This window comes from Streptomyces sp. HUAS CB01 (assembly GCF_030406905.1).
Taxonomy (GTDB): Bacteria; Actinomycetota; Actinomycetes; order Streptomycetales; family Streptomycetaceae; genus Streptomyces; species Streptomyces chengbuensis.
Genome location: NZ_CP129137.1, coordinates 6,231,490 through 6,256,223, shown reverse-complemented (window position 1 = coordinate 6,256,223; position 24,734 = coordinate 6,231,490). Strand labels below are relative to the sequence as shown.

The following is a 24,734-nucleotide window of genomic DNA, read 5'->3' as shown; positions in this document are numbered from 1 at the left end:
GGCTCACGCCCGGACGGGGTCGGCGAAGACCTCCTCCACGATGACGCCGGCCGCACCGCGCACCGCCGCGGTGAAGCCCAGGGCCGATCCCGTGACCCTGGCCACCGCCGGGTCGCCGGCCACGGCCCGCTCCCGCAACTCCCGCATCGCGGCGGGCAGCAGGTACGGGGCGACCGTCGCGAAGTAGCCGCCGAGCACGATCACCTCGGGGTTGAGCAGGTTGACCGGGATCGCCAGGCCGATGCCGAGCCAGCGGCCGATCTCGTCCAGTCCGCCCAGCGCCCGCGGGTCCCCTTCGGTGGCCCGTCGCAGCAACTCCCCCGCGAGTTCCTGTGGATCGAGCGTGACCGGGCCGGCCGGGCCGTCCGCCGCCAGATCCGGCGCCGCGGTCCGGATCGCGGCGGTCAGCCCGACCTTGGTCTCCAGACACCCGACGCGCCCGCAGCCGCACGTCTCGCCCGCCGGGTCCACCTGCAGATGGCCCAGCTCGCCGCTGAAGCCGCCCGCACCGCGCAGCAGCCCGCCGTCCGCGACGATGCCCGCGCCGATGCCCGCCTCCCCGGTGACGTACACCAGGTCGGTGGCGCGGGAGCCGGCGTGGCCGCGTTCGGCCAGGGCCGCCAGATTGGCCTCGTTGTCGACGACGACGGCCACCTCGTCCGGCAGGCCGAGGAGCTCCCGCAGCAGCCGGGCGACGGGGACGTCCCGCCAGCCGAGGTTCGGCGCGGCGCGCACCGAACCGTCGGCGGCGTCCACCGGGCCGGGCACGGCGACGCCGATCCCCGCCGTGCGCACCCCCGCGGCCCGCGCCTCGTCGAGCAGCTCGGCCGCGATCGCGGCCAGGGCGCGGATCGTGCGCTCCGCACCCTCGCGGGTGGCGTCGTGGACGACCCGCCGCTCGTGCCGGGTGCGGCCCGCCAGATCCGTCGACCAGGCCGCGAGATAGCGGGAGTTGACCTCCAGCCCCAGCGCCGCCACCGCCCGGCCGTCGATCTCGAGCCGGCGGCCGGGGCGCCCGACGGTGCCGTCCTGCTGGAAGTCGGTCTCCCGGAGCAGTCCGCGCTCGATCAGCTCCGCCACGAGGCTGGACACCGTGGCCCGCGTCAGCCCGGTGTGCCGGGCCACGGTCGCCCGGGACAGCGGGCCCGCCGAGCGCACCTCGCCGAGGACCCGGACGAGGTTGGCACGGCGCACCGCCACCTGGTCGGCCGGCGCCCGGGCCTGGCCGCGGGCGGCCGCTCCCGCGGCGCTCTGTGACACGTTCACACTCCCCACCTGCCCCGGTCACGGCGGTGCCGGCCGGGGACTGCAGCTCACGAAAGGGCGACAGGGAAACATATCCCGCCGTCAGCGCACGGCGAGCAGGTGTTCCATCGCCAGCTGGTCGAGGCGCTCGAAGGCCATGGAGCGCTCCGCGGCCGCCTGCACGTCGAACTCCTCGTAGGCGGAGGTGTCGGCGAGCAGGCCCCGGAGCCCGTCGGCGGCGGTGGGCCGGGCGAGTTCGTCGAGCCGGGACGCGGCGAGCGCCTGCCCGACCTCGGGATCGGCGCGGAAGGCGGCGACGCGCTCCTTGAGGATCAGGTAGTTGCGCATGCAGTTCTTCGCCGACTCCCACACCCCGTCGAAGCCGTCGGTGCGCACCGGCTTGAAGTCGAAGTGCCGGGGGCCCTCGTACCCGGCCGTCTCCAGCAGGTCGACGAGCCAGAACGCCTGCCGCAGATCGCCCGCGCCGAAGCGGAAGTCCTGGTCGTACTTGATGCCGGACTGGCCGTTGAGGTCGATGTGGAAGAGCTTGCCCGCCCACAGCGCCTGGGCGATGCCGTGCGGGAAGTTGAGCCCCGCCATCTGCTCGTGTCCGGTCTCCGGGTTGACGCCGACCAGCTCGGGGCGCTCCAGGCGCTCGATGAAGGCGAGGGCGTGGCCGATCGTGGGCAGCAGGATGTCGCCGCGCGGCTCGTTGGGCTTCGGCTCGATGGCGAAGCGCAGGTCGTAACCCTGCTCGGTGACGTACTCGCCGAGCAGGTCGAACGCCTCCTTCATCCGGTCGAGGGCGACCCGCACGTCCTTGGCCGCGCCGGACTCGGCACCTTCGCGGCCGCCCCAGGCGACGTACGTCGTGGCGCCCAGCTCGGCGGCGAGGTCGATGTTGCGGATCGTCTTGCGGAGCGCGAAGCGGCGGACGTCGCGGTCGTTGGCGGTGAAGGCGCCGTCCTTGAACACGGGGTGCGTGAAGAGGTTCGTGGTCGCCATGGGCACGGTGAGGCCCGTGCGCTCCAGGGCGGAGCGGAAGCGCTTGACGGCGGCCTCGCGCTCGGCGTCACCCGCGCCGAAGGGGATCAGGTCGTCGTCGTGGAAGGTGACGCCGTACGCGCCCAGCGCCGCCAGGCGCTCGACGGACTCGACCGGGTCCAGGGCCGGCCGGGTCGCCTCGCCGAAGGGGTCCCGGCCCTGCCAGCCGACGGTCCACAGACCGAAGGTGAACTTGTCCTGCGCGGTGGGGGTGTACTTCTCCGACATGGTGCTGCCCCTCGGGAGACGACGGTCCGGAATTTGTTTTCCCTCTAACCAATACCTCAGGGCCCCTCGTCTGCCAAGACCCGGACCCAGTTCCATGCGTGTCGGTATTGCCCCGCTGTGCAGGGCTTGACGCCCCCTCCCGACCTCGACATATTTTGTTTCAACGACAGTCAGAATTGGCCAGTGAGGTGCGCAGTGCCGTCATCGCCCGTCGTCATCGGCGTGGACAGTTCCACCCAGTCCACGAAGGCCGCCGTCATCGACGCCGACTCCGGCCGTCTGCTCGCCGTGGGGCGCTCGCCCCACGCCGTCACCGGCGAGGGCGGGGCGCGGGAGACCGATCCCGAGGTGTGGTGGCGGGCCCTGGGCGAGGCCGTCGCCTCCGCCCTGGACGCGTCCGGGGCCCCGGCCTCCGCCGTCACGGCCATCGCCGTCGCCGGACAGCAGCACGGACTCGTCACCCTGGACACCGCGGGGCGCCCGCTGCGTCCCGCGCTGCTCTGGAACGACACCCGCTCCGCCCCGCAGGCCGCCGCCCTCACCCGGGCCCTCGGCGGCCCTGACGCCTGGACGGCCCGCACGGGTTCGGTGCCCGTCGCCTCCATGACGGCCACGAAGTGGCAGTGGCTGCGTGAGAACGAACCCCGGACCGCCGACGCGACGGCCGCCGTCCGGCTCCCCCACGACTTCCTCACCGAGCGGCTCGCGGGCACCGCGATGACCGACCCGGGCGATGCCTCCGGCACCTGCTGGTACTCGACCGCGACCGGCGCGTACGACCCCGAACTGCTCGCCCTCGTCGGCCTCGACCCGGCGTTGCTGCCCGCCGTCGCCGCGACGGGCGCCGAACGGATCGGGTCCCTCACCCGCTCGGCGGCCGAGGCTCTCGGCCTGCCGGAGGGCATCGCCGTCGCCGCGGGAACGGGCGACAACATGGCGGCGGCGGTCGGGCTGGGCCTCGGCGGCGCGGGCCTGCTCGACCACCCGGTGGTCAGCCTCGGCACCTCGGGCACGGCGTTCGCGGCCACCCGTACCCGCCCCACGTCGCCCGCCCTGGCCGGCTTCGCCGCCACGGACGGCGGCCATCTGCCGCTCGCCTGCACCCTCAACTGCACGCTCGCGGTCGACAAGGTCGCCGCGCTGCTCGGGCTCGACCGCGAGGACGCCGAGCCGGGTGGCGAGGCGGTGCTGCTGCCGTATCTCGACGGCGAGCGCACCCCCGACCTCCCGCACGCCTCGGGCCTGCTCACCGGCCTGCGGCACACGACCACGCCGCGTCAGCTGCTGGGCGCGGCGTACGAGGGCGCGGTGTTCACCGTGCTGCGCGCCCTGGACGAACTCCCCCTCGGCGGCGGTGAGGGGGACGGCGGCCCGGACGGGCCCGCCGCGCACGAGCGTCCCCTGAGGCTGATCGGGGGCGGCGCGCGAGGACGGTTCTGGGTCGACACCGTCCGCCGCCTGTCGGGCCGCGCCGTGCTGATCCCGGAGTCCGAGGAACTCGTCGCGCTGGGAGCCGCCGCGCTCGCCGCGGGCGCGGCGACCGGACGTGATCCGGTGGCCGTCGCGACGGCGTGGGGAACGGGCCGGGGCCGTGGCCTGCCCGCCGTCCCGAGGGACGAGGCAGCGTGGCGGCGGATCGAGGACGTGCTCGGGGGCGTACTCGGGGGCGCCGCGGAACGGGCCGGGCGAGCGGGCGGCTGAGCGCTCCGCGGGTCCAGGGCCGTGCCACGGCCCCTCCCCGCCGCGGGCCCTCCCCCGCCGCGGCCCGGCCCTGCCCTGCCCGGCCCACGCGAGGGTGCGCCGGGGCGGTGCCGTGCGGAGCCGGCGTCCGGGCGCGGCGCGGCGGCTGGTCCGTGGGCTTGCGGGTTCACGGTTTCGCGCGGCCGCGGGACCGTGGGGCCGAAACAGTTTCGGCCGATGTCGACTGTCGCGAGCCCGCGCCCGGCACTTCGCGTTCGGGCCGCGCGACCCGGACCCGGCTCGCGCTCACACCGCTCGTACGCGACTCGGAGCCGACCTGTGCGCGCCCCGGGCACGACCCGGGCTCGGCTCGGGCTCGACTCGGCCTCGGCTCGGGCTCGACTCGGCCTCGGCTCGCGCTCACACCGGCTCGTACGCGACTCGGAGCCGACCTGTGCGCGCCCCGGGCTCGGCTGGGGCTCGGGCTCGGGCTCGGGCTCGATTCGAACGCGGCTCGGGCTCGGGCTCGACTCGGCCCTGGCCCGCTCACGGCCCGCGCCCGCGTACCCGACCGCGGGGCCGGCTGCGGTGAGGAGCGCCCTCCAGCGGGCAGCGGCACGACGGCCGCGGACCCACACGGACCCGGCGGGAACGAACGCCACGACCCCGGCAGCCCCCGCGGGGCCCCGCCGGAACACGCACCACGACCACGACCCCGGCCCCGTGCGGCCCCGCGGGGCCCCGCCGGAACACGCACCACACGACGACCCCGGCCCCGCGCGGCCCCGACGGAACACGCACCACGACCACGACCCCGCAGGGCCCCGCCGGAACACGCACCGCACCACGACCACGACCCCGCAGGGCCCCGACGGAACAGGCGCCCGCACGACGGGCGCCCGAGCGTGGTCGCGTCGCGCGGCCCTCCCCGGCAGGTCTGGCCCGAAGCACTGAACGGTGGTTCACTGTTTCCATGCCGTACCGCAGGACGCCCGCCGTCGAGGACCGTCTGGCCGCCGCCAGGGAGCACCTGGTCGAGCAGGCCACGTCCGTGGTCGCGGAGGCCGGGTGGACGAACGCGTCCGTCACCGCGGTCGCCGCCGCGGCCGGCATGTCGGTCGGCTCCGTCTACCAGCACTTCCCCTCCAAGCAGGCGCTCGCCGTCGAGGTGTTCCGCCGCGCCTCGGGCCACGAGGCCGACGTGCTCGGCGAGGTGCTCCGGGAGGGCAGCGGCGACCCGGTGGAGCGGCTGGCCCTCGGCGTCAGCGTCTTCGCGCGCCGTGCCATGGAGCGGCGCGGGCTGGCGTACGCGCTGCTCGCCGCACCGGCCGAGGCAGCCGTCGGCCAGGAGCGCCTGGAGTTCCGGCGTCGCTACCGCGCCGTGTTCGCCGAGGTCGTCCGGGAGGGCGTCGACGCCGGGCTGCTCCCCCGGCAGGACCCGGAGATCACCGCGGCCGCGCTGACCGGTGCGATCGGGGAGGTGCTGGTGGATCCGCTCTCCGCTCCGGCGGAGGGCCCCGAGGCCGGCCGGCTGGTGGACGAGCTGGTGGCGATGTCCCTGCGCTGCGCGGGCGCCCGTCCCGCGGCATGACCCCTACGATCCGGGAGGACTCCCCATGACCGCGACCGCGGACGCATCGCTGCGCAGCAACCCCACCGCCCGTACGCACGAGGTGACGAACCAGCCCCCGCCGCTCGCCGGTCACGACGTCGCGGACGACCCCGTCCTGCTCGAGGGACTGCGGCGCGAGGGTGCCGACTGGTACGCGGGCGACCTGCACCGCCTGGGCAGGCTCGCCGGATCGGAGCAGGTCCTGCGCTGGGCCGAGGAGGCCAACCGCCACGAGCCGGAGCTGCGCACGCACGACCGCTACGGCAACCGGATCGACGAGGTCGACTTCCACCCCTCGTACCACTCCCTGATGGACGTGGCCATCAGCGAGGGCCTCGGCGGGGCGCCGTGGGCCGACGACCGGCCGGGCGCGCACGTCGCCCGGGCGGCGGGCTTCATGGTGTGGAGCTCGGCCGAACAGGGCCACGGCTGCCCCGTGTCCATGACCTACGCCGTCGTGCCCGCCCTGCGGTCGGCACCCGAACTCGCCGCCGTCTACGAGCCCCTGCTCACCAGCCGCGTCTACGACCCGGGGCTGCGGGCGCCCGGGAGCAAGCGGGGACTGCTCGCCGGTATGGGCATGACCGAGAAGCAGGGCGGCACGGACGTCCGCGCCAACACCACGGTGGCGACCGGGCAGCCGGACGGCACCTGGCGGCTGCGGGGGCACAAGTGGTTCACGAGCGCTCCGATGAACGACCTGTTCCTGGTGCTGGCGCAGGCGCCGGGAGGGCTGTCCTGCTTCCTCGTGCCCCGGGTGCTGCCGGACGGCTCGCGCAACACCTTCCGCATCCAGCGGCTGAAGGACAAGCTGGGCAACCGCAGCAACGCCAGCAGCGAGCCGGAGTTCGACGACACCGTCGCCTGGCTGGTCGGCCGCGAGGGGCAAGGGGTCCGGACGATCATCGACATGGTCACCATGACCCGGCTCGACTGCATCCTGGGCTCGGCGTCGGGGACGCGCGCGGCGCTGGCGCAGGCCGCGCACCACGTGCGGCACCGCACCGTGTTCGGCGCCAGGCTGATCGACCAGCCGCTGATGCGGAACGTGGTCGCCGATCTGGGACTGGAGTCGGAGGCCGCGACGACGCTCGCGCTCCGGGTCGCGGGTGCGGCCGACCGGGCGCAGCGCGGCGACGCCCAGGAGCGGGCCTTCCTGCGGCTGGCCACGGCCGTCGGGAAGTACTGGGTCTGCAAGCGCCAGCCCGCCGCGGTCGCCGAGGCGCTGGAGTGCCTGGGCGGCAACGGCTATGACGAGGCGTCCGGCATGCCGCGGCTCTACCGCGAGGCTCCGCTCAACGGCATCTGGGAGGGCTCGGGCAACGTCAACGCCCTGGACGTGCTCCGTGCGCTCGTCCGCGAGCCGGAGTCGCTGGAGGCGTTCCGGGCGGAGATCGACGCGGCCACCGGTGCGGACGCGCGCCTGGACGAGGCGTGGCGCGCGCTGCGCGGCGAGCTGGTGCTCACCGCCGACGCGGAACTGCGTGCCCGCCGGCTGGTCGAGCGCCTCGCGCTGGTGCTGCAGGGCTCTCTCCTCGTCCGCCACGCACCGCCCGCCGTGGCCGACGCCTTCTGCGCCTCCCGCCTGGGCGGGGACTCGGGATTCGCCTTCGGCACCCTCCCGCCGGCCGCCGACCTGGCCACGATCCTCACCCGGGTCCCGGGCGCGACGCACTGAGGTGCGGGCCGCGCCCGTCCGGCGCGCGGCTCGCCCCGCCACAACGCCGGCTGCGGCCGGGAGCCGGGTGTGCACCGGCTCCCGGCCACCTCCGGCTGCCTCGGCTGCCCGTGGCTGCCTGTGGCTGCCTGTGGCTGCCCGGCGCGGGGGCGCCGTCCCGACGGAACGTCACACGCCGCCCGGCGACCGGGGGTGCACCGGCCCCCGTCGCGTACCCCGGCTGTCCCGGCGGCCGGCGCGGAGGTGCCGCGACCCGGAACGGTGCGCTCGCCCGGTGGCGGGGCATCCGCCGAGACGCACCCGCGTCGCACGACGCACCATCGCCACCGTGCCCGAATCGTGCCCCGTCCGCACCCGTGCGGTACGGGCGCGTCCCTCCCGCCCCCGCCCACCCCGCCCCGTACCCGTTGCGCACCGCACCCGCGTCCCCGTCCCGCCTCCCGCCCCTTCGCGACGAACCGCCCCGCCGTCAGCGCCGCACCGATTCCTTCGGCGGTCGTTCGCGCAGGGCGCCGTAGGCCAGGAAGTAGGCCGGGAGCCGGTTGAACCGGCGGGAGGTGGTGATGAGCTCGGTCGCGCGCTTGGCCAGCCGGGGGTTGCCGAAGGCGGGCTCCCCGGCCAGCAGGGGCTCGATGACCCTGGCGTGGGCGAGGCGCTGGAGGGCCTGGGTGCCGGCGGTGGTGGGCCATCGGCGGCGCTGGATGCCGCGTACGTCCTGGAGGCCCACCCGGCCTTCGCGCAGCGGGCCGACGAGATGACGGGCGGCGGCCACCGCGTCCTCGACGGCGAGGTTGATGCCGATCCCGAAGACGGGCGACATGGCGTGGGCGGCGTCGCCGATGCACAGCAGCCCAGGGCGGTGCCAGCGCCGCAGCCGGTCGAGCCGTACGTCGAGCAGCTTCACGTCGTCCCACGAGGTGAGCGCGTGCGTCCGGTCCGAGAGCCAGGGGGCTGCCGAGGTGAACCGCGCCATGAACCGGTCCAGCCCCTCGGCGCGCCGCTCCGCGTCGGTGCCCTTGGGGATCAGTGCGGCGATCTGCCAGTAGTCGCCGCGGTCGATGAGTGCGCTGAAGAACCTGTCGCCGACCCCGCCCACCAGCCCGCTCGGATCGCCCTCGTGCCGGGGCAGCCTGAACCACCAGGCGTCCATCGGGCAGTTGAAGCTCTCCAGACGGAGTTCGGGCAGCGCCCTCGCCAGCGATCCCCGGCCGTCGCACGCCACGGTGAGCGTGGCCCGCAGCTCGCCGGTGCCGCCGTCCGAGGTGCGGTAGCGGACGCCGACGACCCGGCCGCGCTCCATGAGGAACGAGGTCGCCTCGGTGTTCATCCGGACGGAGAAGGACGGTTCCCGGCCCGCCTCGTCCACGAGGAGGTCGAGCAGGTCCCACTGGGGCACCATCGCGATGTAGTTGTACGTGCCCCGGAGCGCGCCGATGTCCCCGACGGTGATCAGGGAACGGTCGGGTCCGATGGGCAGCTGCACCGTCGTCACCCGGCGCTGCGGCAGCCGGGCGAACCGCTCGGCCAGACCCAGGTCGTCCAGCAGCGCCAGGGTGGAGGGGTGCACGGTGTCGCCGCGGAAGTCGCGGAGGAAGTCCCCGTGCTTCTCCAGGACGGTGACGTCCACCCCGGCCCGGGCCAGCAGCAGTCCGAGGACCATCCCGGCGGGTCCGCCGCCCACCACACAGCAGGTGGTCCGCTCCATGGCAACCGCTCCCTTCGGTGGTGTCCCGGGGTCAGCCACAATTGGACATATACCCTCAAGACGGTCAACCGCGGCATGGGTGTCCGTGCCGCTTCCCGGGAGGCAACATGAGCGAGCAGCCGGTCCTTCTGCCCTACGCCGACCCGGCCTTCGTCGCGGATCCCTTCCCGCTCTACCGCCGGCTACGCGAGGAGGGTCCGGTGCGCCGGGCCGTGATCGCCGGTGGACTGGAGGCCTGGCTGGTCACCCGTTACGAGGACGGCCTGGCGGCCCTGTCCGACTCCCGGCTGAGCAGCGACGTACGCGACGCCTCCGACCCGCGGCTGATGCAGCAGCTGCCCTCGACGGAGCGCGAGTCGATGGTGAGCAACATGCTGCGTTCCGACCCGCCCGACCACACCCGGCTGCGCCGGCTGGTCTCCAAGGCGTTCACCGCCCGCCGGGTGGCGGAGATGCGCCCCAGGGTCCAGGAGATCACCGACCGGCTGCTCGACGGCCTGCTGCCCGCCGGGCGGGCGGAACTCGTCGCGGACTTCGCGCTGCCGCTCCCGGTCACCGTCATCAGCGAGCTTCTGGGTGTGCCCGTGGACGACCGGCACGAGTTCCAGCGCTGGACCGACGACATGCTGCTGCGCCGGGCGGAGATGCCGGACCCGGCCGTGGTGGACGCGGCCTGGCAGCGGATGCGCGCCTATCTGACCGGGCTCATCGCGGACAAGCGGACCCAGCCGGGGGACGACCTGCTGAGCGCGCTGATCACCGCCCGGGACGAGGAGCAGCGACTGAACGAGGACGAGCTGATCGCCATGGCGTTCCTGCTGCTCGTCGCCGGGTACGTCACCACGGTCAACCTGATCGGGAGCGGGGTGGCGGCGCTGCTCGCCCACCCCGACCAGCTGGCCCTGCTGCGGGACGATCCCGAGCTGCTCCCCGGGGCGATCGAGGAGTTCCTGCGCTACGACGGGCCCGTGAACCCCGGGATCGCGCGGTTCGCCCGCGAGGACGTCGAGATCGCCGGTGTGACGGTCCCCCGTGGCGCGACCGTGCTGATCGCCTCGGCCATCGCCGACCGCGACCCGGCGCGGTTCGCCGACCCGGACCGGCTGGACATCACCCGGCGTGACAACCCCCATCTCGCCTTCGGCCACGGTATCCACTACTGCCTGGGCGCCCCGCTGGCCCGGCTGGAGGGCCAGATCGCCATCGGCACCGTGCTGCGCCGCCTGCCGGACCTGGCGCTGGCCGTGCCGCCGGAGGAGCTGCGCTGGAGGCCGGGCGGGCTGCGCGGCCCGGCGCGGCTGCCGGTGACCTTCACACCCACGGACGGGCACCGGCCCGGCAACGTCGCGGGACGGGACGTCGCCGGGTCCGCCCCGGGCGAGGTCGCACCGTTCGGCACGGGCTGACCATCCGGGGCATCGCGCACCCGCGGGCCGCGCCGCGCGCCCGGTATCTGCGGGCCGGACCGGGTCGCGTGCAGGCGGAGTGGCCGGCGGTCACCGGCACCCGCGGGCCGGCGCAGGGGCGCGGTCACACTCTGCGGGAGCTGCCCCGGCGTGGACCCTCTCCCGTCCGGCCGCGGAGCCCCGTCCCACCCGCGCCGGAGGGCCGGCTGCGCGTACCCGCAGCACGCCCCGTACCGGGCACAGCGCACCGCCCCGGCGCGGAGCACGCCCGCCGGAACCGGGCCGGGCCGGGGCCCGCCGCGCCTCGCGCGCGGGCGCACACCGCAGGCGCACACCACCCGTGTGAAACGGACGGGCTTCGGCCGCTCAGGCCGGGATGTCGATCAGTCCGAGCGGCGGACCGCTGGGCTGGGCCGAGCCGCCGACGGGCTCGATCGTGATGCCCACGGCCGTCGCCCCCGAGACCGGACCGTAGAGCATCTGCATGTCCTGCGCCTCGGCCCCGCTGACCAGCCCGGCAGGCCGGTAGGAGCCGTCCTCGCTGAACCACAGGGCGTACGTCTGGCCGACCGGCAGCGGTGGGACTCCCGTCGCGAAGAACACCGCGGCGTCCTGGCTCCGGGAGACCGCGATGGTGCCCGTGCCGCCGTCCGCGAGCTGCTGCGTGTGGAGCTCCACGTCGGGGGCGGCGAGCACGTCGGCGACACCCGCGTACCGCTCCTCGGCCGAGTGCAGCTGGGAACGCGCCTGTTCGGCGGCCTGGTACTGCCATGCGGCGACGCCGCCGAAGGCCACGGCGAGAGCGGTGCAGGCGGCGAGGGCGAGCTGCAGGATCCGGGGGACGGGAGAGCGCCGGCTGCGGGGCGGGGCCGGCTCACCGGCGGCGGACCGGGCGTGGGGGACCTCCGCCTCGGGGTGTTCACGCGGGACGCGCGGCGCGTACGGGGCCTGGGGGGTGACGGCGATCCGCTCCTGCACCCGCCGCCGAAGGTGCTCCGGAGGCACGGCCGTGACCGGCTGGGCGAGGCGGGCCGCCGACTCCGAGAGCTCCGCGACCTCACGCGCACAGGCCGCACAGGCCGCGAGGTGCTCCTCGAACGCCCTGCGTTCGTCCTCGGGCAGCGCGTGCAGGACGTAGGCGCCGGTGCCGGAGTGCAACTCGTCGCCGTTCCTGTCCCGGACCTCGCTCATGGCCGTACCTCGCCCTCGTACAGACAGTCACGCAACCGCATCAGCCCGTCGCGCATCCGGGCCTTCACCGTGCCCAGGGGCTGGGAGAGGAGCTCGGCCACCTCCCGGTAGGTGAGGCCGTGGTAGTACGCCAGCACGACCGACTCCCGCTGCAGTTCGGTCAGCGACTGCAGACAGCGCCGGACCTGCTGCTGCTCCAGGCCGGTCTCGACCTGCTCGACCACCTCGTCGAACGGCGGAGCGGACTCGAGCAGCGCCACTCTGCGCTCCCGTTCGGTCCTGGCCTGTGACGACCGGACCCGGTCCACCGCGCGCCGGTGGGCGAGGGTCAGGACCCAGGTCAGAGCGCTGCCCTGCTCGGGCCGGAACCGGCCTGCCGTACGCCACACCTCCACGAGCACGTCCTGGGTCACCTCCTCGGACTGCGCCGGATCGCGCAGGACCCGGCGGACGAGGCCCAGTACCGGGCCACTGACCGCTTCGTAGACGGGTACGAACGCGTCCTGGTCGCCGCGTCCCACCAGGACCATCAGCTCGTCCAGTCCGAGCTTGGCCAGCTGTTCGGCGGCGTCGGGATCCGCATCAGGTGGCGACACTCGCGCCCCCTCGCTCCTCGTGGGCACCAGGGGTGCCGTACAGGCTCGTTCGTCACCATGCCACCACCGATCGGAAGGGGCCGCACGCCTGGAGCCACGAGGGAGCCGGGGTGTCCGGTGACATGTCACGTCCGCCGGGCACCGCTCGTACGTCACCTGCCCAGTTCTCTGTTCAGCAGTCACCCGTCGTTCAGCAGTCACCCGTCGTTCAGCAGTCACTCGTCCTCGCTCCCGGCCGGCCTCGGGTCGCGGCCGGTCAGTCGCCCCCGTCGCCACCACGGCAGTCCCAGCGGCCCGGGACCCACTTGTCCTCCCAGTGGTCCTTGACCCACTCCTCCTTCCAGTGGCCCTTGCGCCACTCGCAGCGGTCCCAGTCCGGGCCGCCGGATTCACCCACGAGGTGGGAGACCCGCGTCGGGGCGGCAAGGGCGGACGATGCCGCCGCGCTGTCCGCGGACGCCGCGGAGACCCCGCCGACGAGCACACCGGCGGCGGCCGCGCCGGCCGCGAAACGGCGCACCCGGAGGGAAACGGCCATCTGACCCCACCTTTCTCCCGGGGGCCTTCCGGATCTCCTCTTCGGGGACCGTCCGGACCGCCGGGCACGGCACTCGCACGGCGTCGCTGCCGCGTGCCCGTGACACGAGTAGTTCGAAGCCGACCCGTCTCCGGATAGGCGCAGAACGCGAAGAACACGGAATTCGCAGTGCCGGACGAGCGCTCCTGCCGTTCTGCGGGAAACCGGATCGCGAGAGGTCCGGAGTGCGCCGCGAAGGCGCATATCGTCTGGCTGCCGCCCAAAGAGTGAATAGTCGGCGTGTCGCCACCCGAAGAGCGGACGGTGTCCCTCGAATGCGACGTTCTCGGCTGGTGCGAAGCCGCGATCCGTCTGACGGTGAATTCGTCGCAGCTGCGATCCGATGAGCCGACGATGTGTCAGCCCTCGCAGTGGCGGCGAAAGGAATGGGATCTCATGCGCTCTGCCCGCACCCTGTGCGCCTCGGCCGCCATTACCGCGGTCCTGACGATTTCCGCACCTACCGCTTACGCGATGACCCTGGCCGAGGACTGGGGCCACGACAACGGTTCTTCGTCCAGCAGCCACGAGGGCAAGAAGGACGACGAGAAGAAGGACGACCACGGCAAGGACGACGACGACAAGAAGTGGGACAAGAAGGACCACCACAAGAAGTGGGACAAGGACGACCACGACGACGACGACGATGACGACGACCACGACGACGACGATGACGACGACGACGATGACGACGACGACGAGCCCAAGGGCGGCGTCGACACCGGCGGTGGCTTCCTGAGCCGTGCCGTGGCCGAGGACGACGAGAAGAAGGACGACCACGACAAGGGCGACCACGACAAGGGCGACAAGGACGACGACGACAAGAAGTGGGACAAGAAGGACCACCACAAGAAGTGGGACAAGGACGACCACGACGACGACGACGATGACGACGACCACGACGACGACGATGACGACGACGACGATGACGACGACGACGAGCCCAAGGGCGGCGTCGACGCCGGCGGTGGCTTCCTCGCGTCGGTCATGAACGACGAGTGGGGCCAGGGCTCCAAGCAGGAGGAGAACGGGTCCAAGCAGGAAGAGAGCTCGAAGAAGGACGAGAACGGGTCCAAGCAGGAAGAGGGCTCGAAGAAGGACGAGAACGGGTCCAAGCAGGAAGAGGGCTCGAAGAAGGACGAGTACAGCAAGAAGGACGACGAGAAGAAGGACTACGAGAAGAAGGACGACCACGAGAAGGGCGACCACGAGAAGGGCGACCACGACAAGAAGTGGAAGCACAAGGACCACGACAAGGACGACCACGACTACGACGACGATGACGACGACGACGATGACGACGACGATGACGACGACGACGACCCGAACGGTGGCGTCGACGCCGGAGGCGGCGGCCTCGCGATGAACAGCGGCAGCCTGGCCGCCGGTTCGCTGCTCATGCTCGGTGGCATCGGCGCCGGCGCCTGGAAGCTGCGCCGTCGTGGCGTGACCGGTACCTCGGCCTGATCGAGGTCGCATCACCTGCAGCTCGCTGCGCTGTCGCGGCCGCCGTCCTCACCGGACGGCGGCCGCGGCGATGCGTTTTCACCGCCCCGATCCCGATCCCCGCTTGCGTCCCGGTACACGAAAGGCCTCTCGTATGAACGCCAGGCAACCGCTCGGCTCGCAGACGCCCCCCGAGCCCGCGCCGTCCCGCTCCCTCGGCCAGACCCTGTTGTGGCCGGTCGTTGCGGCCGCGCTGGGCGGACTGCTCTGCTACAACTCGCTCGGCGGCCAGGCGGCCAACACCCCTCAGGCCCGCCCCGCTTCGCCCGCCCCCGCCCCCGTCAGCCCGCCGAAGGCCGCTCCCGTCCACCCGCCGCTGCCGCGTTCCGTCCCGACGCGGATCGCCATCCCGGCCATCTCGGTCAACGCCCCCTTCACGGTGCTGACGCTCAACAAGGCCGGGCAGCTGAACGCGCCGCCGCCCAACGACAAGAACCTGGTGGGCTGGTACGGGAAGGGCTCCACCCCGGGCGAGAAGGGCACGTCCATCCTCGCGGGCCATCTGGACACCATGACGGGACCCGCGGTGTTCGAGTCCCTCAGCGCGCTCAAGCCCGGGAACAAGATCGACATCACCCGCCAGGACCGCAAGGTGGCCACGTTCAAGGTCGACTCGGTGGAGACCTTCAGCAAGGCCGCCTTCCCGAGTGCGCGGGTCTACAACGACGCGCCGACCGCGCAGCTGCGTCTGATCACCTGCGGCGGCCTGTACGACAAGAAGACCAAGGACTACAAGGACAACATCGTGGTGTTCGCCCATCTCGACTCCGTCAAGAACGGCTGAACCGCCGGTCGTGGGCGGAGGGGACGGGTCCGTGCGGACACCGGGGAGGTGTCCGCACGGGCCCTTCGCGCGTCAGGACTGCCGGCGGGCCGGCTCCGCCCGCGGGTCCCGGGCCGTCGCGACCAGGTTCCCGGGCGCGGCCCTCGTCTCGGGCCGGCCGCGGGTCTTCAGCCGGCAGTCCGGATTGACCCACAGCCGTTCGGCCGGGATGGCCCGGAGTGCCTCGCGCAGCAGGGCGACGGCCTCCGCGGTGTCCGGCACGCGCGGCGAGTGGATGTCGTAGACCCCGGGGCCGACCTCGCCCGGACGACCGGCGCCGGCGGCGCCGGCGAGTCCACGGGCGACCTGCCTGTGGGAGCGGGCCGCCTCCAGGCTGATGCCATCGGCGTCGAGGTCGTCGACGGTCTGCAGGGCGTCGCCGAACTCCGCGTAGCACCCGTGGGTGTGGATCCGGGTGTCCGGCCGTACCCCGCCGGTGGTGAGCCGGAACGCCTCGGTGGCCCGGGCGGGGCAGCCGGCGCGTTCCCCGGTCCGCAGGGGCAGGGTCTCGCGTCGGGCGGGTCCGTCGACCTGCATCACGGAGGTGCCCGCCGCCTCCAGGTCGGCGACCTCGTCGCGCAGGGCGACGCGGCGGGCGTACGGCCGGTTCGGCCGGTGCGGGGAGCCGTTGGCCGGGGCCGTGCTCGTGAAGGCTGTTGACCGGCGGCTCCGGCCCAGGGGTTGACCGGAGCCGCCGGGGGGCATCCGAGGGGAGCGGATTGCCCGAACAGAACACCGTGGGGCCGACGAGGAGGAGTGTCGTCCGCAGTGCCACACGCAGTAAATATATTTACCGCCAAGTAAGCAAGAGCATGAAAAAATTCATGCGCTTCTGGGCATGAAAGTCCCCCTTTTCTCCCACCGGGGGGAGGGGGTGTGCGTGCTGCCGGTCAGTCCTCGAGAAAGAAGTCGTGCTGCTCCGCGGCGTGCTCGTACTGCTCCAGCCGCCGCTGTGTGCGTTCGGGGTCCGCGTCCGCCATCGCCTGGAGGATGGCCGCCGACAGGACGCCGGGCGCCGAGTAGGAGTCGAACACGAGTCGTGAACCGGTGCCCGCGGTCAGGGCCACGTCGACCTCGTCCACGAGCGGCCCCAGGGTGAGATCCGTGATCAGGGCGGTCCGCAGGCCCGTACGGCGGGCGGCCCGCACCGCCGCAAGGGTCTCCTTGGCGTGCCGGGGCATCGCGAAGGCCAGTACCCAGGTCCCGCCCGCCTCCCGCGACTGCAGCAGCGCGTCGTACGCCACGCTCCCGCCGCGCGAGACCAGCCGTACGTCCGGGTGGATCCGCCGGGCGGCATAGGCGAAGTACTCCGCGAGCGAGGTGGAGATCCGCAGCCCCAGGATCGTCAGCGGCACCGAACGGGCCAGCTCGCGGCCGACCTCGAGCACCTGGCCGGTGTCGGCGAACCTCCGGCGCAGGCTCTCCAGGTTCGCGATCTCCGCGTCGACCGCCGTCTGCAGCTCGTTGCGCCCGCTCCCGCCCGTCTCCGGCGAGCCGGCGACGGCGCTGAGCGCGATGGGCTGCAGCGCCTCCCGCAGCGCCGGGTAGCCGCTGAAGCCCACCGAGGACGCGAAGCGCGTCACCGACGGCTGGCTGACGCCGACGCGGTCCGCGAGATCGGTGATCGACAGAAAGGCGGCCTCGGTGAGGTTGTCCGTGATGTACTGCGCGATCCGCCGCTGCCCGGGCGACAGCCGGTGTCCGCCGAACAGCGCGCGGACCCTCTCCACAGGAGCCGGCTCCGCGTCCGGAGTCTGTCTTCCCGGCGTGATCGCAGACGCCTGTGCGCGCGCCCGCTGCCCTGATGGCACCGTGTGCCTCCCTCTCGTCCCGCTCTCGCTCAACATAGCTCACCATGCGTGGTCGCCCGAGAGACTCTTCGTGCAACCGGAAGGCCCCTGTTCGTCCAGCCGGAAGGCCCCGGGCGCCCTGTCCGGGCGGCCGGGGCCTTCGCGGTGAAGGGCGGCTCAGCTCAGGGGACCGAGGTCACGGCCCCGGCCTCCGGACGCCCGCGCGGGGCGCAGCGAGCCGGGGCGGTCGGTCATGGCGGCCATGGCCACGCCGATGCAGAGTGCCGCGATGCCGACGATGACGTTGCTGACGACGCTGCCGGTGACGGCGACGTTCCCGGCGACGATCCACGGGGAGAAGATCGTGAAGGCGCCGATCACGATGGCGCACCAGGCCATGGCGTGGGTCCGCTCGTAGGCCGAGCCGAACCCGCCCAGACACAGGGCGTAGGCGACGCCGCAGATCAGGTTGGTGACGGCCAGCGTGGTGAGGCCGTTGAAACCGACGATCCACGGCGAGGCCGCGAGGTAGAGGCCCGTGAGGAGGGCCAGCGTTTCGGTCACCTGGCCGCGCGGCGACGCGGTGGCGCGTTCGAAGCGTGCGCGCATCTCGGCGAGATCAGGGTGCTGCTCGATGCTCGGTTGGTGTGTGGTCATGCGGGCCGCCTCCTTCGGAAGCGTCAAATCGGCCCCTTTCACCTGCAATGAAACGCTTCTCGGCCGCTTCCCTCAATCCCCTGGCGCGCCGATTCGGGATCCTTCGGCGGACCCGTCCGCGAACCCTCGGCGGCCGGGCGGCGAATCCCCGACGGGGGGCGGTTCAGGGCAGGGGCTGCCCCGCCTGGGGAGGAGCGGCCTCGGAGGTCTCCTCCGCGGCCACGAGTGTCTCCGCGAGGGGGATCCGGGCGAGGGTGAAGACGCCGACGGTGATCAGGCCGAGGCCCAGCAGCTCCGGCAGCAGCCACCAGCCGGTGCGCACGTGCTCCTCGTAGAGGGTGACGCCGAGCAGCAGGCTCAGGGTGGCGTCGCCGAGGGTGAGCGCCGGCTGGGAGGCGACCAACGGGCCCGCCTGCAGGGCGTTCTCGAGCAGGAAGAGCGCGGTGCCACCGGTGACCGCGAAGGCGTACACCTCCCAGGAGGTGAAGAAGGCCGCGGCTCCCTCGTCCTCGAGGATGTGGGTCGCCGACTTCATGAGCGCGGCGGTGAGGGCGTAGCTGATGGCGGTGGCCGTGCCGAGGAGGGCGGCGCGGGTGCGCCCCACGGGCCGCCGCAGGGCCACGACCGAGAGCGCGACGACCGCCCCTCCGCAGACGGCGAGCGCGGGCAGCCAGCGGTCCAGGGGCACTTGGGTGCGGTTGCCGGTGGGGGACGCCGCGGCCAGGGCGATGCCGAGGCCCACCACGACGAGGCTCACGGCGCCCCAGCCGGACGGGGGCAGGTGCCGGTGCATCACGATCGAGGCGACGATCAGGGCGAGCGGCAGTTCGAGGACGAACAGCGGCTGGACGATCGCCAGCGGGCCGGTGTTGAGCGCCAGCGCCTGGCACACCCCCGCCACGAGGACCGCGGCGATCCCGGCCAGCCACAGCGGACGGCGCAGCAGATCGAGCATCAGCCCCGGGCGGAAGCCGCTGGAGCTCGGCACCTTGAGGGCCTCCTGGCGCTGCAGCACGGTGGCGATGGCATTGCTGAGCGCCGAGGCGAGGGCGAAGCCCACCGGCACCAGGAGCGACTGCACCCGTACGACCTCCCGCCTCCGCCCCCGTGGCTGCTGTGGTTCCTGCCATCGTGACCCTGGCACGGGGCGCGCCGCGATCGGGGAGGGCCGGACCGACGTCCGAACGGGGTGGGGGACGGAGGCCCGGGCGGGCTCCACCGGGCGCGATCGGGCCGCGATCCGTACAGGGCCGTCCGGCCGACCGGGCAGAGGTTCGTAGTCCCGGGCACAGGTCCTCACGGCCGACCGGGCAGCGCCCCTCACAGGGCCGTCCGGGACTGCCGTCCCGACGGGGTGGACGGGACGGCGGGTCCACCGGGCGGCCGGACCGACGTCCGAACGGGCCCTCCGAACGGGCCCGTCCGAACAGGCCCGGTCCGACCGGGGCCGGCCCCCAGCCGCGCCGGCCGGGCTGCGGTCCCCACGGGAGCGGCCGACAATGGGCAGCGGGTCGCTGTCCGGCCCGCCCACGACGCCGCGGCGGCGTCGGCCCGAGAGGAACGTGCTCATGCGCGCTGAGTCTTCGCCGGCCGCGCGGACGGGCGCCTTCACGGCGGTCGTGCTCGCGGCGCTCGGCGCCGGGCCCGCCCCGCACATGCGCCCGACGGCGGTGAGGGCACCCGCCGCTACCGGGATGATCGGCCGGGTGTCCCCGCCCGGCACGGGCGCTCCCGGGGACCTGCCGTGAAGACCGGGGCGGAGCGCACCGAGATCCTGCACCGGTCGCTGCGGGTGTCCCTCGCGGCGACCGCGGGGTTCTACCCCTTCCTGTACGGACTCCACGACCCGGTGCTGGCGCTGTACGCGCTGTTCGCCCCGATCGCCCTCGGGCTGCTGTCCTCGATCCCCGGGTCCGGGCGGCAGCGGGCCGAGGTGATGCTGAAGGCACTGCCGGTGGGCCTGGTGCTGGTGGCACTGGGGACCGTGCTGGCGGTGGCGACCTGGGCGGCGGTGCTCGGGATGCTCGTCGTGGGCTTCCTCCTCGCCTTCGGGGCGATCGGGGGGCCGCGGCCCGCCGGGGCGGCGCCGGGACTCCAGCTCTTCTACATCCTGGCCTGCTTCCCGCCGTACGAGCCCGAGACGTTGTGGCTGCGGCTGGCCGGGCTCACCTACGGAGTGCTGGTGCTGGCGCTGTGCGAGCTGTACCTGCTGCCGCAGCCGCCGGGCACGACGTACCGGGCGACCCTCGCGGAGGCCGTCGCCACGGCGGGCGACACCATCGCGGGGCGCGTCCGCCTCTCCCCCGAGGCCCTGCGGGCCGCCGGGTCGAAGCTGCGGCTTTCCAGGATCCCGCCGGCGGAGCGGCCCGCGGGCCCGGGACGTGCGGCACGCGGACTCTCCCAGGCGGGGTCCGCCGCCCGCCGGCTGCTGGAACAACTGGCCCATCAGACCGAGACGGGCCAACTCCACCGGCTCGTCAGGGACGGCACCGGGGCCGGTGGGCCCGACGGAGACCGTGCCGACACCGCGTCCGGCTCGCTGCTGCCTCAGGTGGCGTCCCTGTGCGACGAGACCGCCGCCGCCCTGCGGGCGGGCCGCCCCGCCCCCGGCCCGCAGCGGATGGACGAGGCGATCGACGCCTTCCAGCAGATGCGGGTGCGGCAGGTGACGGGACCCGTCGCGGAGGTGCCTCCGGTGCCGGTGCTGCGCCGGCAGGCGGCACTGCTGGCCGTCGCCGAGTCGGTGCGGATCCTGGAGATCTCCGTACGGGTCGGCCTCGACGGGCGGCGGACCCCGCCGATCGAGCCGCGGGAGCTGTTCTGGTACACCGAGGCATCCACCCCGCAGCTGTGGCTCCGCCGGGTCACCGGCAACATGACGCTCCGCTCGGTGCAGTTCCAGAACGCCGTACGCATCGCACTGGCCCTCGCGGCCGCCCGGTTCGTGGCGGGTTCGCTGGACCTGACCCACGGCTTCTGGGTGCTGCTGGCGGTGCTGACGCTGAGCCGGACCACCTTCGGCCAGACCTGGGCGGCCATCCGCAAGGCGGTCGCCGGCAACCTCGTGGGTGCCGTCGCCGCGGGCGCCCTGCTCATCGGTCTGGGACAGCACACCGAGGCGTACGCCGCGATCCTCGCGCCGGGCATGCTCATCGCCTTCGCGCTCGGGCCGCTGCTCGGCATCGCCTGGGCGCAGGGGCTGTTCACGCTGGTGGTGGCCACCGCGTTCGCCCAGATCTCACCGGCGTCCTGGCGGCTGGCCGAGGCGCGGATCGTGGACGTGGTGACCGGGAGCGCCATCGGTCTGCTGTGCGCGATGCTGGCCTGGCCGGCCGGCGCCCGCCGTGAGGTGCGCAGGACCATGGCCGGGCTGCTGCACGAGTGCGGCCCGCTGATCAGGGGCACCGTCGGGGTCCTGACGGCCGTGCCGCCGGGCTCGGCCCCTCCGCCGCCGACGCTGCCGGCACTGCACCGGCTGCGCCTCGCCGAGTCCGCCTACGACCAGTTCCGCAGCGAACCGGGGGGCAGCGCGCCCGTCCACGCCGACTGGCACGGCGTACTGATCGCGGCGAACCAGATCCTGCTCGGCGCCCAGTGGCTGCCCCGTTTCGACCTGCCGTCGGACTCGCTGCCCCCGGAGGCCGCGGACCGGGCCCGGGCCGGTGCGCGGGCGCTGGCGCGGACCACCGACCGGCTCGCCGCCCTGTGCACCGGCGAGCGCCCGCCGCCGGACGGGACGCGGGCCGCGCCCTCCCCGCCGGCCGGACCGCCCCTGCCGGCGCTGGTCGACCTCGACGTGTGGCTCCGCAGTCTCCACGCCCAGCTCACCCGGATCGAGGCCGAACTTCCCGACGCGGTGCGCCGGGCGGCCCCCGGCACGACGGCGGCCGGTGCCGCGGACTCCGTGTCCGGTCCCGGCGGGCCCGGACGGTAGGGCGCGCCCCCGTGGACGCCCCGAGCCTCCGTACCGCGCTGCGGCCACCGTCCCCACGCCGTGCGTGGGTGTGGTGGCTGCCGCTGGCCGCGGTGGCCGTCGACGTGCTCGCGGAGCTGGTCGTCAGAGGCCGCGAGCCGGTGAGCTTCATGCTCATCGCGGTGCCGCCGCTGGCCGCCGCGACGCGCGGCCCGCGGGGTACGGCGCTGTCGGCCGTGGTGTGCCTGGGGCTGCAGATGTGGATGGCCGCCCGCCGCCCCGGACACTTCGACGAGCAGCACCATGTGGCCGTGTATGCCGCCACGTTCCTCATCGGCGTCGCCAGCGTCGCGCTGGCCTGGCAGCGGGAGCGGACCCGGAGGCATCTGATCCGGGCCCACTCGGTCGCGGAGGCCGTGCAACGGACCCTGCTGCGGCCCGTGCCGCCCCGGCTCGGGCCGGTGCGCGCCGCCGGGTTCTACGAGGCCGGCGAAGGCGGCACGCTCGTCGGCGGTGACCTGTACGACGTGTGCGAGACGCCCTTCGGAGTGCGGGCGATCATCGGGGACGTCCGCGGCAAGGGGCTGGAAGCGGTCCAGACGGTCGCGGCGGTGCTGGGCAGCTTCCGGGTGTCGGCCCACGAGTGGCAGAGCCTGAGCAGCCTGGCCGAGCGACTGGAGCTCAGCATCGCCCGCAACAGCCCGTCCGGCGACGAGGGCGACCCGGAGCTGTTCGTGACGGCGCTGGTGCTGGAGTTCCCGCCGGGCGGCGGCGAGGTGCGGATCGTCGACCGCGGGCACCCTTCGCCGCTGGTGGTCGGACCGCAGGGCGCACGGCGGCTGGTCACCGCCCCCGGGCTGCCCCTGGGACTGGGCGGACTCGCGGCGGACGGCGACGACCCGACGGCGCACCGGCTGGATCCGGGCGAGGTGCTCGTGGTGATCACCGACGGGGTGAGCGAGGCACGGGACGCGAACGGCGTGTTCTACCCGGTCCTGGAGCGGCTCGGCGAACACTTCGGGGACGGGCGCGCGCCGGACCCCGAGGCGGTCGTGGCGTTCGTACGGACCGACGCGGAGCGCTGGTCGGCCCGGTCCGACGACTCCGACGACGACGACCGGGCCGTCCTCGCGCTGTCCCTGGACGGCGCCGGGCCGCCGCGGTGCGGCACCGGGGGCGCCTCCGCCCGCCCGGTGCCGCGTGGATAGGCTCGCCGTACGGTCCGGGGCCCGGCCCCGCCGGGAGGCCCCCGTCAGCTGATGCGAGCGGGGAGGCTGTGGAGGAAGCTGGGGTCACCGCCCCCGCGGGGGAGGAGGTGAGCGTGTGGCTACCGGCCCTCGGGACCGGCTCCAGGGCCGTCACGGACTCCCCGCGGCCGACGCCGACGCGACCGGTGCCTGGCCCGGTGGCGACGATCTGTGGGGCAGCGCGGCCGGGGTGGTGGTCCTGGACACGGATCTGCGCTACCGCTACGCGAACCCCGCCTTCCTCCGGATCGCCGGCGAGTCCGGGGCCGCTCTCGCCGGCCGTCGTCCGGGCCCTGCCGCCGAGCCGTACCTCGGCACCCCCACCGGTCTGCCGGCCGAGGTCCTCGCCGACGGCCTCCCCCGTACCCGGGTCACCGGCCCCGGCGGGCGCTGCCGCACCACCTGCCTCCGGCTGGAGAACGCGGGCACCGTCACGGGGCTGATGTGCGTGGTGGCCGAGACGTCCACGCCCCGGCTCGAGGAGGAACCGTCCCCGGCCGCCGCCCGGCTCGCCGCGGCGGACGAGGCCGTCGAGCGGATAGGCACCCGCCTCGACGAGACAGCCACCTGCCGGGAACTGGCGGAGTTCCTGGGCTCGCGGATCGCGGAGGCCGCCGTCGTCGACCTGCTGCCGCCGCCCCCGAAGAGCGGCGCAGCGCCGGCGAGACGCCCCTCCCCCGCGATGATGCGCCGCGCCGCCGGGTCCGGTTCCGTGGCACTGCTCACCGACGGGGAACGGCTCCGGCCGGCGGCGGAGTCGGCCGCCGCGCGCGCCGTCGAGTCCGGGCTGCCCGCGACGGAGTACGACGCCGCCGCAAACACGTCGGTTCTCGCGGTCCCCCTGACCAGGCTTCCGGACGGCGGTGGACGGGGCGCACCGGTTGTCGGGTTGGCGCTGCTGGCGCGTACCGGCGCCGCGTTCACCGGGCACGACATCGCCGTCGCCGGGCACGCGGCGCGGCGCGCGGCGGTCGGCGTCGTGCACGCCCGGGAGTTCGCGGCCGAGCAGGGCAAGTCGGTGGAGCTCCAGCGTGCCCTGCTGACCGAGCCGGGCAAGCCCCATCCCAATCTGCGCTTCGCGACCCGCTATCTGCCCGCGGGCAGCAGCAACATCGTCGGTGGCGACTGGTTCGAGACCGTGCGCCTCCACTACGGCCGCACGCTGCTCGTCATGGGCGATGTGATGGGGCACGGGGTGGAGGCGGCCGTCGAGATGAACACGTACCGCTCGATGCTGCGTGATGTCGCCGCCGCGGATCTGCCGCCGCACCGGGTGCTGCGGCAGCTGGACATCGCCATTTCCGAGACCATGGCCCGGCCCGCGACGTGTCTGCTCGTCCGGGTGGACCCGGCGCGGGGGCTCGGCTCGTTCGCGAGTGCCGGGCACCTGCCGCCCGTGGTGTTCACTCCCGACGGGCACGCCGAGCTCGTGCACGTGCCGGCCGGGCCCCCGCTCGGCACGGGTGTCGGTGGCTACGAGCTCGTCACCCGGCCGCTGACGCCGGACGACACGCTGCTGCTGTACACCGACGGCCTGGTCGAGCGGCGGGGGGAGGACATCGACGACTCGCTTCGGAGGCTGACCCGGCTGCGGCTGCCCTGCACGGCCACCGTGGACGAGATGGCCGACGCCGTGGTCCGGGAGCTGGACGCCGAGCACGCGGAGGACGACGTGGCGCTGCTCGCGGCCCGGATCCGCCGGCGCCGCCCGCACCTCGCGGAGGACCAGCCGTTCCAGGGCGGCAGTCGCTGACGTCGGCGGCGGTCCGGGGACTGGGGACCACGGGCTGGGTGCCCCGGAGCGGACGGGCGAGCCGGGCCGGACCGCTTGCGTGC

At 74.2% G+C, this 24,734-nt stretch carries 19 protein-coding genes and 1 pseudogene; 10 read left to right on the top strand and 10 right to left on the bottom strand.

Translation table 11 applies throughout. The features are described from left to right. Window positions 1-3: 3 nt before the first annotated feature. Both QRN89_RS27505 and xylA read right to left on the bottom strand, forming a co-directional pair. On the bottom strand, window positions 4-1,266 hold the full coding sequence (locus QRN89_RS27505) for an ROK family transcriptional regulator (RefSeq protein ID WP_290352081.1): 1,263 nt from the start codon (window positions 1,264-1,266) through the stop codon (window positions 4-6). Between the two features lie 81 nt (window positions 1,267-1,347). Continuing rightward, complete coding sequence (gene xylA / locus QRN89_RS27500) at window positions 1,348-2,517, bottom strand: xylose isomerase (RefSeq protein WP_290352080.1); 1,170 nt, start codon at window positions 2,515-2,517, stop codon at window positions 1,348-1,350. 195 nt (window positions 2,518-2,712) lie between these two features. Here xylA and xylB point away from each other — a divergent pair, with 195 nt between their 5' ends. From xylB to QRN89_RS27485, 3 genes are all read left to right on the top strand, one after another. Then, window positions 2,713-4,218: a xylulokinase gene (gene xylB / locus QRN89_RS27495; RefSeq protein ID WP_290352079.1), complete on the top strand. Its 1,506-nt coding sequence runs from the start codon at window positions 2,713-2,715 to the stop codon at window positions 4,216-4,218. A gap of 952 nt (window positions 4,219-5,170) precedes the next feature. Continuing rightward, complete coding sequence (locus QRN89_RS27490) at window positions 5,171-5,788, top strand: TetR/AcrR family transcriptional regulator (RefSeq protein WP_290352078.1); 618 nt, start codon at window positions 5,171-5,173, stop codon at window positions 5,786-5,788. Between the two features lie 25 nt (window positions 5,789-5,813). Next, window positions 5,814-7,487 carry an acyl-CoA dehydrogenase family protein gene (locus QRN89_RS27485; protein ID WP_290352077.1) on the top strand — a complete coding sequence of 558 codons (1,674 nt, stop codon included), beginning with the start codon at window positions 5,814-5,816 and terminating at the stop codon, window positions 7,485-7,487. Between the two features lie 469 nt (window positions 7,488-7,956). Here the strand turns inward: QRN89_RS27485 and QRN89_RS27480 are convergent, their stop codons facing one another. Beyond that, a complete protein-coding gene (locus QRN89_RS27480; protein WP_290352075.1) occupies window positions 7,957-9,192 on the bottom strand; it encodes an FAD-dependent oxidoreductase in 1,236 nt (411 codons plus the stop codon). Window positions 9,193-9,299: 107 nt separating this feature from the next. On the opposite strand from QRN89_RS27480, the gene QRN89_RS27475 reads away from it, so the two are divergent. Further along, a complete protein-coding gene (locus QRN89_RS27475; protein WP_290352074.1) occupies window positions 9,300-10,598 on the top strand; it encodes a cytochrome P450 family protein in 1,299 nt (432 codons plus the stop codon). 366 nt (window positions 10,599-10,964) lie between these two features. Here QRN89_RS27475 and QRN89_RS27470 read toward each other — a convergent pair whose 3' ends face one another. From QRN89_RS27470 to QRN89_RS27460, 3 genes are all read right to left on the bottom strand, one after another. Continuing rightward, on the bottom strand, window positions 10,965-11,789 hold the full coding sequence (locus tag QRN89_RS27470; RefSeq protein WP_290352073.1) for an anti-sigma factor: 825 nt from the start codon (window positions 11,787-11,789) through the stop codon (window positions 10,965-10,967). Then, the gene (locus tag QRN89_RS27465) at window positions 11,786-12,385 is read right to left on the bottom strand and encodes a sigma-70 family RNA polymerase sigma factor (RefSeq protein ID WP_290352072.1); all 600 of its coding nucleotides are present in this window, start codon (window positions 12,383-12,385) and stop codon (window positions 11,786-11,788) included. Before QRN89_RS27465 ends, QRN89_RS27470 begins: the two co-directional genes overlap by 4 nt. Window positions 12,386-12,641: 256 nt before the next feature. Continuing rightward, the gene (locus QRN89_RS27460) at window positions 12,642-12,923 is read right to left on the bottom strand and encodes a hypothetical protein (RefSeq protein ID WP_290352071.1); all 282 of its coding nucleotides are present in this window, start codon (window positions 12,921-12,923) and stop codon (window positions 12,642-12,644) included. Between the two features lie 435 nt (window positions 12,924-13,358). Here QRN89_RS27460 and QRN89_RS27455 point away from each other — a divergent pair, with 435 nt between their 5' ends. Further along, complete coding sequence (locus tag QRN89_RS27455; protein ID WP_290352070.1) at window positions 13,359-14,429, top strand: hypothetical protein; 1,071 nt, start codon at window positions 13,359-13,361, stop codon at window positions 14,427-14,429. Window positions 14,430-14,562: 133 nt separating this feature from the next. Then, on the top strand, window positions 14,563-15,252 hold the full coding sequence (locus tag QRN89_RS27450) for a class F sortase (RefSeq protein ID WP_290352069.1): 690 nt from the start codon (window positions 14,563-14,565) through the stop codon (window positions 15,250-15,252). 72 nt (window positions 15,253-15,324) lie between these two features. On the opposite strand, the pseudogene QRN89_RS27445 reads toward QRN89_RS27450, so the two are convergent. From QRN89_RS27445 to QRN89_RS27430, 4 genes and pseudogenes are all read right to left on the bottom strand, one after another. Continuing rightward, window positions 15,325-15,879 (bottom strand): annotated as a pseudogene (locus tag QRN89_RS27445) (5-methyltetrahydropteroyltriglutamate--homocysteine S-methyltransferase); the annotation flags it as partial. Between the two features lie 302 nt (window positions 15,880-16,181). Continuing rightward, window positions 16,182-17,102, bottom strand: coding sequence for a MurR/RpiR family transcriptional regulator (locus tag QRN89_RS27440; RefSeq protein ID WP_290352068.1), 921 nt, complete (start codon window positions 17,100-17,102; stop codon window positions 16,182-16,184). 156 nt (window positions 17,103-17,258) lie between these two features. Continuing rightward, window positions 17,259-17,738 (bottom strand): SPW repeat protein, encoded by a 480-nt coding sequence (locus tag QRN89_RS27435; RefSeq protein WP_290352067.1) that lies wholly within the window; start codon window positions 17,736-17,738, stop codon window positions 17,259-17,261. A 163-nt stretch (window positions 17,739-17,901) separates the two neighbouring features. Further along, entirely contained in the window at window positions 17,902-18,819 is a 918-nt protein-coding gene (locus tag QRN89_RS27430; RefSeq protein WP_290352065.1) for a DMT family transporter, read from the bottom strand. Between the two features lie 487 nt (window positions 18,820-19,306). On the opposite strand from QRN89_RS27430, the gene QRN89_RS27425 reads away from it, so the two are divergent. The 4 genes from QRN89_RS27425 to QRN89_RS27410 all read left to right on the top strand — a co-directional run bounded on the left by QRN89_RS27425 (window position 19,307) and on the right by QRN89_RS27410 (window position 24,651). Beyond that, complete coding sequence (locus tag QRN89_RS27425) at window positions 19,307-19,486, top strand: hypothetical protein (RefSeq protein ID WP_290352063.1); 180 nt, start codon at window positions 19,307-19,309, stop codon at window positions 19,484-19,486. Further along, window positions 19,483-21,672, top strand: coding sequence for an FUSC family protein (locus QRN89_RS27420; RefSeq protein WP_290352061.1), 2,190 nt, complete (start codon window positions 19,483-19,485; stop codon window positions 21,670-21,672). The genes QRN89_RS27425 and QRN89_RS27420 overlap by 4 nt, the downstream gene beginning before the upstream one ends. A gap of 11 nt (window positions 21,673-21,683) precedes the next feature. Beyond that, the gene (locus QRN89_RS27415) at window positions 21,684-22,859 is read left to right on the top strand and encodes a PP2C family protein-serine/threonine phosphatase (protein ID WP_290352058.1); all 1,176 of its coding nucleotides are present in this window, start codon (window positions 21,684-21,686) and stop codon (window positions 22,857-22,859) included. A gap of 115 nt (window positions 22,860-22,974) precedes the next feature. Continuing rightward, window positions 22,975-24,651, top strand: coding sequence for a SpoIIE family protein phosphatase (locus QRN89_RS27410; protein WP_290352056.1), 1,677 nt, complete (start codon window positions 22,975-22,977; stop codon window positions 24,649-24,651). Window positions 24,652-24,734: the final 83 nt, after the last annotated feature.